The sequence below is a fragment of the Bacillus mycoides genome (genome assembly GCF_001757995.1).
GTDB lineage: Bacteria > Bacillota > Bacilli > Bacillales > Bacillaceae_G > Bacillus_A > Bacillus_A mycoides_B.
Genome location: NZ_LXLV01000043.1, coordinates 1 through 11,235 on the forward strand (window position 1 = coordinate 1; position 11,235 = coordinate 11,235).

At 32.9% G+C, this 11,235-nt stretch carries 11 protein-coding genes and 2 pseudogenes; 3 read left to right on the forward strand and 10 right to left on the reverse strand.

Annotated features, from left to right (window positions below):
- The 7 genes from BWGOE10_RS15290 to BWGOE10_RS15320 all read right to left on the reverse strand — a co-directional run.
- On the reverse strand, nt 1-1,886 hold a 1,886-nt coding region (locus BWGOE10_RS15290; RefSeq protein WP_070146006.1), incomplete at its 3' end, for an LPD25 domain-containing protein.
- Nucleotides 1,879-2,154 carry a hypothetical protein gene (locus BWGOE10_RS15295; protein WP_070146007.1) on the reverse strand — a complete coding sequence of 92 codons (276 nt, stop codon included), beginning with the start codon at nt 2,152-2,154 and terminating at the stop codon, nt 1,879-1,881. The genes BWGOE10_RS15290 and BWGOE10_RS15295, both read right to left, overlap by 8 nt.
- 42 nt (nt 2,155-2,196) lie before the next feature.
- Nucleotides 2,197-2,634: a hypothetical protein gene (locus BWGOE10_RS15300; protein WP_070146008.1), complete on the reverse strand. Its 438-nt coding sequence runs from the start codon at nt 2,632-2,634 to the stop codon at nt 2,197-2,199.
- Nucleotides 2,635-3,828 carry a MobP2 family relaxase gene (mobP2, locus tag BWGOE10_RS15305; protein WP_070146009.1) on the reverse strand — a complete coding sequence of 398 codons (1,194 nt, stop codon included), beginning with the start codon at nt 3,826-3,828 and terminating at the stop codon, nt 2,635-2,637.
- Nucleotides 3,821-4,081 carry a hypothetical protein gene (locus BWGOE10_RS15310; protein ID WP_070146019.1) on the reverse strand — a complete coding sequence of 87 codons (261 nt, stop codon included), beginning with the start codon at nt 4,079-4,081 and terminating at the stop codon, nt 3,821-3,823. The genes mobP2 and BWGOE10_RS15310 overlap by 8 nt, the downstream gene beginning before the upstream one ends.
- Before the next feature lie 260 nt (nt 4,082-4,341).
- Nucleotides 4,342-5,238 (reverse strand): hypothetical protein, encoded by an 897-nt coding sequence (locus tag BWGOE10_RS15315; protein WP_070146010.1) that lies wholly within the window; start codon nt 5,236-5,238, stop codon nt 4,342-4,344.
- 21 nt (nt 5,239-5,259) lie between these two features.
- A complete protein-coding gene (locus BWGOE10_RS15320; protein ID WP_070146011.1) occupies nt 5,260-5,838 on the reverse strand; it encodes a MerR family transcriptional regulator in 579 nt (192 codons plus the stop codon).
- A gap of 148 nt (nt 5,839-5,986) precedes the next feature.
- Between BWGOE10_RS15320 and BWGOE10_RS15325 the strand changes: the two are divergent.
- Nucleotides 5,987-6,343: pseudogene (locus tag BWGOE10_RS15325) on the forward strand (Replicase RepFR55); the annotation flags it as partial.
- Between the two features lie 504 nt (nt 6,344-6,847).
- Here BWGOE10_RS15325 and BWGOE10_RS15330 read toward each other — a convergent pair.
- A complete protein-coding gene (locus BWGOE10_RS15330; RefSeq protein WP_070146012.1) occupies nt 6,848-7,426 on the reverse strand; it encodes a DUF3967 domain-containing protein in 579 nt (192 codons plus the stop codon).
- A 553-nt stretch (nt 7,427-7,979) separates the two neighbouring features.
- Between BWGOE10_RS15330 and BWGOE10_RS15335 the strand changes: the two genes are divergently transcribed.
- Both BWGOE10_RS15335 and BWGOE10_RS15340 read left to right on the forward strand, forming a co-directional pair.
- On the forward strand, nt 7,980-9,203 hold the full coding sequence (locus tag BWGOE10_RS15335) for a ParM/StbA family protein (RefSeq protein WP_070146013.1): 1,224 nt from the start codon (nt 7,980-7,982) through the stop codon (nt 9,201-9,203).
- A gap of 20 nt (nt 9,204-9,223) precedes the next feature.
- A complete protein-coding gene (locus BWGOE10_RS15340) occupies nt 9,224-9,580 on the forward strand; it encodes a hypothetical protein (RefSeq protein ID WP_070146014.1) in 357 nt (118 codons plus the stop codon).
- Between the two features lie 647 nt (nt 9,581-10,227).
- Here the strand turns inward: BWGOE10_RS15340 and BWGOE10_RS30140 are convergent.
- A pseudogene (locus tag BWGOE10_RS30140) lies at nt 10,228-10,650 on the reverse strand (IS4 family transposase); the annotation flags it as partial.
- A gap of 167 nt (nt 10,651-10,817) precedes the next feature.
- Nucleotides 10,818-11,132: a hypothetical protein gene (locus BWGOE10_RS15345; RefSeq protein WP_070146015.1), complete on the reverse strand. Its 315-nt coding sequence runs from the start codon at nt 11,130-11,132 to the stop codon at nt 10,818-10,820.
- Nucleotides 11,133-11,235: the final 103 nt, after the last annotated feature.

Here is an 11,235-nt window from a genome sequence, read left to right on the forward strand (position 1 = left end):
TTTCCTCTTCCATCAAAGATAGAACTTTGAACCTTTTCATATAAATCTGGTTTCAAAATGTTATCTAGATAGACATTTTCTCGTTTCCCGTTCTTTTCCATTAGGGAAACATATAAATCGTCCCGATCTGTTTTATCTTGATTCCATACAGACAAATAATTTATATCTTTCGTAACAGCATCCATCATTTGGATTCTTGCCAGTTCTTCATCTTGCATACCATTTGCTAATACTTCAATTGTAACTAAGTGGTTGGGTGTCTCTTCCGATTTTTCTAATGTATTTTCCTGTGCTTTTTCCATTGGTATTTCTTTGTTATTTCTATAATTCACTACTTCATCTCGTAACGCTTGTTTCACTTCATCCGATAGATACCTTTTCTCGTTTAATACTTGTTCATACGGTGTCTTGTAGTCCCCATCCCCCATATCCAAACGATCCATACTCACAAGCTCCATTCTCCCAAAATCCCTATCTACTTCTTTTGGAATGGCGATATGATAACGAGTTTTATCATATGGTACGTATTCATCTCTTTCTCTTGCTTCCTCTTTTGCTTTTTCAATATTTGAAATGACTTCAGACATTTTTTCATTTGCTTCTCCAAATGGAATCAGTTGATTACTTTTAAAATTTTCATTTTCACTCCATTGAATTAACATAGTTGGACGAGTAATGTCATTCTGATTTAGTGCTGCATATTTTTCTTGATTTGCCACGTTAAATGCCCCTATAAATTCTTTATCACTCAATTGTTCTCCACCTTCTACAGGCTCAAACGCTCGGTTTCTATCTACTTGCTCCCTTAACTCTGCAACGGAAACAAGCTCTTGTGTCGTATTACTTAAACTCATGTATTCCACCAATAAAATATTTTTTTCATCCTGTTTTTCATTTTTATTTGCCATACCTTCCACCTCTTTTTCTTTTGTTTTTTCTTTTTCCTTTTCTAATTTATTTTCAATTATTTCAATAAATTCAATGGAAGTTTCATGTACTTCTTTCAACAACTTCGTTTTATCTTTCATTTCTTTTCCTTGTGTCCAGCTTGCTAAATACCCTAAGGAATATTCGCTTGTATCAATCCCAAAATAAGAAGAAACGGCATAAGCGGTCATTTCTGCTTGAAACTCTTTTTCTGGTGCTGTGTAATTCATATGTGTCTCTGCTGTATGAAGTTTAGCGTGTGCCAATTCATGAAGAAGAGTTTTTACATTTTGTAATTCACTGTTTCGTGGATTCAAAGCGACCTCTTGTGTTAAGGTATAGCTCACACCTTTTGCGACGCCCAGTTCTGATTTTGGTGCAATGATTTTCACACCGTTTTTTTCCGCAATGGCTTCCATTCCTTTGTACAGACTCTTATAATCTGTAACGACTCCTTCTAGCCAACGATTCGGAAAAATACGAGGTAGATCTTTTGCTGTTGCGCTTGTTTGAGACACATCAAACACATGGCCAACAGCAAAATATAAGCGACCTGGTTTCACTTCTACACTTTTGGAATCAATTTGTTTTTTCTCTTCTTCATTTGCCTTTGTAACGGATTTCCATGTCCCTTCTTTATCTTTAAATTTTGCTATAGTTCTGTTTGGAACAAGGATCTGGATTCCTTTCTCACCCTTCTTAACCGCAAACCCCTTTTCTTTCCAAAAAGAAAAGGAACCAACTGCCTTGGCTCCCTCGAATTGACTCTGCATTAATGAAATATTAGATGGTGAATAGTGATAAAACTTTGCCATAAACGATAAATAATCTTTCAAATCTCCCGGTGTACGAAAATAGCCTTCTATGCTTTTTTCCATCTTTTTTGTTAAAGCTTGCACCGCTTCTTTCTTTTCTTCCGGTGATTTCGTTTGATACTTTTTCTTATAATTTTTACTCATGATCTTCTCCTACTCTTTCACTTGCTCTTTGCAATTCCTCCATGTCTTCTTCATTCCATCTTTCCGTTGTATCAAAGAAAATCGCATGTGTTTTTACGTTAACCGGAACTAACATATTCTCTTGATTCATAACATGAACTGCAAGTTCTTCCTCTTGTTCTCGTGTAATTTTGATTGTTAGTTCTTCATCTTTTACAAGTAAAACGAGTTCACCTTCTCCAATTTCTTTAATAACTCCTAATGCAATATCTTCATGAAATAACAACATCCTAATAACCTCCTATTTTTTTATAAAAAAGAACAATGTAGCTTATGTTACATTGTTCTTTGATGCCTCATGATCTATACGTTTTTGTCTAGCATGACTAATCCGTTCCGCTACGACTTCCTTTGCCATTTTCACGCCACCGACTTCTATTTTATCCGTAGTAATAATACTCTCTAAATCTAAGTCATTGGCAAAAAAGTATCCATTCATTAATTCAATTAAAACTTGTGTATTTCGATCCGCACTATTTGCACCAAGACGAATTTTTGTTAGCTCATTTTTTAATATGTCATGAAGATTTTTAGAAACAATTTCTGAAATATAATTCAAAGACCATTCTGTATTTTTTGATGCTTGATGTTCTCTACAAATCCTTACAATTGCTTCACCGTTATATCTGATATTGTGTTCTTCCATATAATCTTTAATATACGTATCTGTTTCTTCATCCAATGTAATTTGCATGCGAAAGTCCTTCATTTAATAACCCCTCTCATTTTGATATGCACTTTCTTTTTGCATACGCTCATAATACTTTTGGTTCTTCCAGCTTTCATATTCACTTTTAAAAGCACGCTCCACTTTCCTCATAGAATACTGAATTGATACATTCTGTTGAAACTTTTGAAACGGCTTTGATTTTCTCATGTGGTGGATTCTCTTTTGTTCTTTATCGTATGCCTTCATTTCTTGTAAAAAAGCGTTCCCCATTCTTTTATACAGGTCATTGATTTTATTTGTCTTATAATTTTCATATTGCTTCTTATCATACTTTCCTTCTCCATATGCTTCTTTAAAAACCTGCACCTCTTTATCTAATTTTTGAAGAAACTGATCGTAATCTTTTTTATGATTATGTTGAATATATCTCCTGCTTAATTCATCAATTTCCGGCTTCAATGGCTGAATTGTATTGTAGCTATATTGCCACTGTCTTTTATCACTTGGTAACTGTTTATAGATTTTTAAAAACAATGGTTTCAAATGTTGATTGCGCCAATCAAAAACGGAATCTTCTTTTTTACTTCCTACCATATTGTTTCGAATCAAATCATTAATTTGTTTTTGTTCCTGCTTACGATCTAACAAATTGTTTACGACTTTTCCCCTCATTGCATCCAAGGTTTTTGGTTTTCTTTTGCCACGTTCTCTCGTTGGAAATGGTTCAACAGTTGCCACATGAATATGAATGTTATCCGTATTAAAATGAATGGCTGCCGACCAGGTAGAACTTTTTTCTAACCCCTCCCTTTTTTGCATTTCCTTCATCGCAAGCCGTGTCACATCCATTAACTTTTTTTCATCTAATGTTTTTGTTTTCTCATCATAAATGCCTTGTTCTTCTAGCCAAGGATTATGAAATGAAATGACATCTTGCCACATGATACTTCCATTTTCGTGAGCGGTTTTAAACATTTCCTTTAAGGCTTTTTTCTCACTTTCTGATAAACGATTTGCGTGTTCCGTAAACAGCGCCGATGTCTTTTCTGGATTTCCCATATATTCTTGATACGTTTCAAACATTTTCGGATTCAGTTTCACTTCACTTTGTGCTTCTTCCCGGTCTACATACTCAATATAGTTCTGAAATGCATCCGAACTTGGTAACACAAATTTTGTTTTTAAAACAATACCCGGTGTACTGGAAGATTGAACAGGAACCCCATTACTCATTTTCATCATCCTGCATCATCATTTGAATAAACTCATTCATTTTTTTCATTTCTCCATAACAATCATTCATCATATGGATGTTCTTTTGGATGAGATTTTCTAATTCCATTTCTCTTTTATTTTGTTGCTGAAAAAATGCCAGCATTTCAATTTGGTCTTTCAAAAATTTCTGCCTGGATAATCCTTTCCTCTTTGCAATTTCATCTATTTTCTTTACGGCAATTGGATCTACTTCTCTAATTCTGATTTCCACTTTTCCCTCTCCTTTCTGCAATTGTGGGTAGAGATCAAAAAATAGTGAGAAGAGCATAAGGGGTTTTTGTTCCCACCTAGGGTGTGAAGCTAGGCGGAGCCTAGCGAAACGATGGGAACAAGAAAACCTTCAAGGTGAGTACTCACTGATGACACAAATCAAACAGGTGAGTACCCACTGACGATACAAAAACCACCAAATGAGCACACAGTGAGTACTCAAATTCCACAGGTGAGTACTCACTGACGACATGACTTTGTTCAGCTTTTATTAATTTCTTGTGCCTTTTTCTCTAATTTTTTGATCTTATCTCGTGCAATTTTTTGTTCTCCTTTAAACAATTCAATGTTCTTTTCTGATGATTTTATTTTGGATTCTAAAGATGATATTTTCGATTGGGTTTCCATTTTTTCCGCTTCGGTTTGGTACTTCATTTCATCTTTTAGTTCTTTTACTTTCTCATAAACTGTCTTCCCATTTTCCTCTTCAAGCTTGATTGCTTTTCCATAATTTTCGATCTTTGTTTCAATATCTTTTTTGTCTCTTTCTATAAAATCTAACTCATATGTTTTTTTATTTTCAGCTAACAATTCATCATTTGCTTTTGTTTTTCTTTGATCGGTAAAAACCGTCTGAACAAGTTTATTTGGACTCTTTGTACTTGTATTTTCTTCTTCGTATTCGTTAACATCTTGTGTAAACTTCCGAATATCCATTTGTTCTTTTTCACTGTTTTTATTGTAAATATCTAAAGCTAAAGCGCCCCAATTTGGAGATAATTCTTTGACTTCTATCACGTAATTTCCGTTCTCTTCATACAACACTTTGACAGGTAATTGAACACCTGGCTTTCCTTTTTCTTGTGCCTTAAACGTAAATCCTGTTTCCTCATATCCTTCTATCCGAAATCGAATTTCTATGAAGTTTTTATGTGGATTATACTCCCTTTTCTCTATAATCAATTTCCCCATTCCCGACAACTTGATTACTTTATTTGTTTCCGTATGGAATAGTTTTTCATCGTTCGGCATGTAAATTTTAGATGTCAAGAAAGCAAAAAAACCGATAAATAGAAAGCTGATAATTGCTAGGTAGATCCACGACTTATTTCTTCTCAAATTAATTCTTTCACTCTTCTTACTGATTGCACCTATCACACTCTCACCTCACCTTATTTGTTATAAAACTTTCATATTGAGTTCTTCTACACTTGTCACTCGCCATGTTTCCTTTTCCTTTTTTAAGATGATTCGCAACACACTTTTGACTTTTTCTTCTCGATTTTGTGTTGAATCGGTTGTGACATTTATAAATTCAGCTAACACATTTACTTCCTCTTGGTCGGGTTCATTTTCTTGTAAATAAAACTTCATTTCTATTGGTTTTGTTTTATAGGTATCTCCCAACTCGTATTTGTCAGTGGGATAGAATTGTTGTAAAAGTTCTTCACTCATAATGGTTTTTGCTTTTTCTTTTCGCTCATTGTATCCTTCTTTTTCTCGATGAAATGATAATTGAATAAACGTTTCGGTTGTCGATAAATACGCTCTTCTCTGTTGTTCTTGTGCGGAAGGAAGTACCTTATCCAGTCGTTTTTTTAAATCTACATTCTGTCTTGTTAGTAATTCATTTGAAAGCTTTAACTGTTTTTCTTTACCATCACTCATTGATTTTTTACTCAAATAGATATTAAAAGCTGTCACACCTACGACTAAAATTACAAACACAATAAACAAAAATTTTCGTTTATCTTTCATTCTTTCAGTCTCCTATTCTTTTGATTTTTAGAACCTTCTTACATGACCAGTAAATACTTTTTTCCAATACGGATTATTTAAATCTTCGATAGCTACCCCTTTATTTGTTTGGCAACCAATAAAATGATCTTTATCTATAACCAAACCGAAAAAAGCATATCGATATATAACAAGTCAACCAGTAACATATTTAACAGAACAGGACGCTTATACTATAGCCTTAAGAATGCCGAAAAAAATTGATCGTTATCAAAGATGGGATTTTGAAAAATGCGTTGAATGGTTTGAATATAATCAAGCTGAAATAAGTAGTCCCGCTCATTTTATGAAAATGTTCGCTGAAAAATCTAAACAAAGAAAAGAGCGTAACGATTATGAAGCGAAAGAAGCCTTAACTAATATGGAACATGCACAAAAATATGAAAGCATACTTCCAATTATAGACTGGCTTAATAACAAGAAAATAGATTCCATTCTGCAAAAAATGGGTGTTCTAAGGCCCTAATAAAAAAACATCTAAAACTTAGCCTTGCTCAAAAATAATATAATTAGCAAGGCTATTTGTCATGTATTCTTATAATCCCCGAGCAACGTACTATTTTTCCCCAAAAAGAAATTCAAAACACCTCTCAGATTTTATAATTATTTCTCTTTTTCTAAACTAATCAGCTATGAAATTTCCACTCATATGAAACTGAATTTTCTATCATTTACTCACAAATTAACCTTGTAATTTACTAAGATAAAATCTTGAATCCCTTGATACATCTAGCCTAGCACCTCTAAAATAGATTCTAATGTTTATAATGATTTTATTTTTTAAACAAGATTTAATAAATACAGTACTCTATCCTAAAAGGGAAACAGTATAAGTATGTTCTTTATCGTTTTCTGACAGAAGACTCCCTCTTAATTTTTGTGATTATTTGAGGAAATATATCAAATTTACAAAAAGTAGGGAAGCTTGTATGTTTTTACAAGCTTCCCTACTTTTTTTGTATTATTTAAGTTATTTTTTAAATAATTTAGCGAACCATGATTTTTCTTGTTGAGTAGATGCAACTAACTTCTTAGTTTCTTGTATTTCACGAATTACTTCTAATAGCTGTTGATCCCTGTTATTTATTTTCCCATCAATATTCTTTTGTTGTTCATCAACCTTATTCAGTAACATTTGATTGGTTTGTTCTAAATTGTCTATGCGTTTTAATAGTTCCATATTCATAGCTTTTTGTTCTTGAAAATATATAGAAACCTCTTTCATACTCTCATACATCGTCTGAATAATTGGTTTCGTTATTTCGTTATCTTCATCACTTTCTTCTACTACAATATAATCTACATTTTGTTTTAACATCTGTTCTATTATTTCTGGTGGCTCTTGTGCATCTTTCATATTAGCAATTAATTTAAAAAGCTCTAATGCTTCCTGTTCATATCTCAGCGTTCGCCCCTTCGTCCCAGCGACGGTTGGTAAGTATGGTTTGAATTGATCCCGCCAGGCCTGAAGGGTTGTCCGTGGCTTCCCAAGCATCCTTGCTATATCTGCAAGGGAATATGTTTTCTTATAAGGTTCTTCCCTATCCATTCCATCGTCCTCCCCTCATCGTCATTTGTTGTTATCGATGTCCGACATGTTGTCATTACATTGTTATTGATTATCATCCATGTCGGTCATGTTGTCATTGTATTGTTATTGACCATCATTCATGTCGGTCATGTTGTCATTGTATTGTTATTGACTATCATCCATGTCGGTCATGTTGTCATTACATTGTTATTGACTATCATCCATGTTGGTCATGTTGTCATTACATTGTTGTTGACCATCATCCATGTTGGTCATGTTGTCATTACATTGTTGTTGACCATCATTCATGTCGGTCATGTTGTTGTTTTACTGTTATTCATCATCATTTATGTTCAACATGTCGCCGTCTAACCGTTATGTGTTTAATTCGTTTGAAAGAAGGTATTTCCTTGTTTATTTTGAATTTTTTAAGTGTATAGGTTAATTAAATAATAAGTGTGATTCAAGTCGTACTTATTATTTAAAGTGTACTTATTTTTGATTAGATGTGCTAAAGCATAATCAAAAGTAGCACTTAAGTCGTACTTAATGTATAAAGGGGGAATTATAAATGAAAATTGGAAGAAAAGTAGCGGATTTCGGAAATAGTTTTAATAATTTCATGGTTGATGGTTATTATATTGAACTTGCAACGAATGTAGTTAAAATTTCAAAGAAAAAAGCTGAGGATTTACTTGTTGATCGTATTTCTAGACCAGAAGATTTACTGGATAGATTACTAATTTCCACTGAAATCGAAGGTGAAGAGTCTTTCTATTTAGTTGGGCAATTAGCTGAAGATAATCAGTTGGCAAACTCACATGTAAATAAGATGCACGATAAAATAAATAGTCCTATCCCATACGTATGCTTTTTAGGAGCAATTACATATTATCATGCCCTTAACGCTGATCAAGAAGATAATGAAGTTGAAATTGAACACATGAGTATGATGCTTCCAATTTGGCTTTTAAAACGCGAAGAGAAATTTAGCATTGCCCATAAAAAAATGGAAGAAAAATTTATAGGTGAACATAAAGTTAAAGTGTTAACACCAGGGATGGAGAAAGAACTAACTATTACAGTCAATTCAGCAAAATGTAGAAATGAATCAGAAGTTGCCAGACATTCTTTAAAATATAAAATGGTTTCAAAAGATCAGAATACAAATGTAATTAGTATTGAAAAGCGATATGAATCTGAGAGATTCGATGACTATGAAGTAGTTTTAACTGACATTGGTGGCGGTTCTACAGATGCTGTGCGATTAGGTAAAGGACTTACTACACCTAAGCACAGAGATTCTTTCCAAGTTATCGATATTGAGCCATTCTTAGGATACCTAGAACGCTTTAGAAAAGAAAAATTGATTCAATACTTTAAGGATCTAAGAACATTAGAGAAATTTATAATTAATAATTATAAATTACAAAAGTATGTACTATCGAATGAAAATACTGGTGAAGAATATGACTTTACAAATGAAATTGTAGAGGCGCTGAAAGAATATGCAAGAATTTTAGTAGCTAAAATTCTTGATGTATTCTTCCCATCTAGTACGAATACAGTATTGAAATTCATTTATATCGGAGGCGAAGCACCCGTTTTAGAACCTTACATCCGTCTCGCTTTATTGAATCATATGTCTGAAATGGCTGCTAAAAACAATCACTTCTTCTTGAACGATATTATTCAAAATAGCGAAAAAGAAGTATTTGCTCCAACTTCACGTACAATTAATCTAACTGCATTAGAATTAAAAGTAATTGATGAAATGAAGGGTCAGTTAGCGTAAAATAAAAGGACGTGCTGATAATGGCTAAAAATAGAAAAATGGCATTACATGCTGATAATATGCCTGAAGATGTATATAGGATCCTTAATGAAAAAGCTAATAGTAGACAATTAACAGCATTTGTTGTTGAACTGGTACAAAATGAAAAACGTTATGAGCAACTACTGCAGAAATTAGATACTGTAGAACAGAGATTAAATCTTTTAGATACAGTCGAAAATAAATTGGATCTTCTACTTACTAATAGATTTGTTCCCGCACAGAGACAGGAAGATTTAAAAACAGAGGAGCCTGTCCTCCAAGAAGGTAAAATTATTGACGCTAAGGAAGTACTTGGTGGTATTTCTGAAGAAGATAACGAAGAGATTGATTTCTAACTAGTTAAGAAGACCTTTAGGTATAATCCTAAGGTCTTCTTATATTTATGTGACCTAATAAAGTCTGTTGAATTGAACTACCTGCCACTTAACACCCTTATGGGTTGTTTGAAGTGGGGGATTCCTGCGAACACCAAAGTATCCTTCGGTTATCCTATTAGGCTAATCCCGTATTTCCTACGGTTAATACGAAATTCGTACGGTATCACAATCTTATTTTGGTTTTTTGACATCTAAAAATAGACTTGGTTTTGATAGTACGGATCCCACTGACATAATTCATCTTTCCCCTTTAGGGATGGGAGTGTCAAAATGAAGTAGTCCTGATATCACGGCTATAATCCCCTTCACAATATAGAAATATCTCTATTTCTATAATTAGATATTTCCCTATTCCTCTACTTTTATTATTAGAAAGGGTGGTATAAGGGGCGTCTCTGAACAATTACTGCTTCTATTGTATGTAACACATATCACTACTATATCTTCTTTTTAATATAGATATATCCCTATTTCTATAATTAGATATTTCCCTATTCCTCTACTTTTATTATTAGAAAGAGTTGTATAAGGGGCGTCTCTGAACAATTACTGCTTCTATTGTATGTAGCACATATCACTATTATAATCTCTCTCTCAATATAGATATATGTAGAAGCGAATTTATCCGGAATCTGAAAATGTGTAGAATCCAATACACGAATACGACGAAAATAGTTAGTATACATGGTTGTAATTTTGTTAGTGGGACACAATTGTTGATGAAGTACATACGCTAGTATTTGTTGTAAAAACTGTGCAGCCTGAGAATTAAATCGTTGATTGAGCCCTTCTGGACTCATAGAAATACCTGTATTAGCTTCTAATCGACTACATAATTGTGCCAATGAAGTATGAGCCATATTTTGGCTTAATCAAACACACAGAGCTACTAAATCTTATGCACGATATTTACTTTTTCGCTGAATAAATCCTATCTCTCTAGCTAATTGTTCTAAGACATCAGCTAACATATATCGTTGTAACTCTTTAGAAAATAATTCTAGTTTATCAAAAATCGATAAGTTTATGCCAAATACGCCATCCTTTCCTACGATTCTACAGAAAGAATAACGTATTTTTTTATTTTAAAGAAATTTAGTTTTTTTAGCTTGATAATGATGTGACGCTACCCCAATAATGAGTATTGTAATTTTCTTCTTGTGGTATCCAAAATAAAATATGTATATTGTTACATTTATTTACGACGCCTTCTCTTTGCTTTTTTACGCTGATTTGTATAACTATATTTTTTTATATGAGTACTTCTGTTCTTCTTATAATTAGGTAACTTAACTATAAAAACAGTAATTGCCCAAAAAATGAAAAATATAAGGATTGCAATCATCCAAAGGTTAATATCATAGTCATATAGCTTACTAAAATACTTTTTGTCATGAGTAATATGGCTTACGTTACTGTCAATTGCTTCGAGGGTGTAAGGAATAACCCAAAAGGAACCAATTAATATAACAATTAGTCCAAAAATGAAACTGAGTATATGTTTTATCAAGTTCTATTCTCCTTTAATTATGTTTATTGTATACGTTCATATAGTATATATGGTTATGGTGCAAAGATTGTATTTATTTGAAAGAGGTATATAAATTTCTATT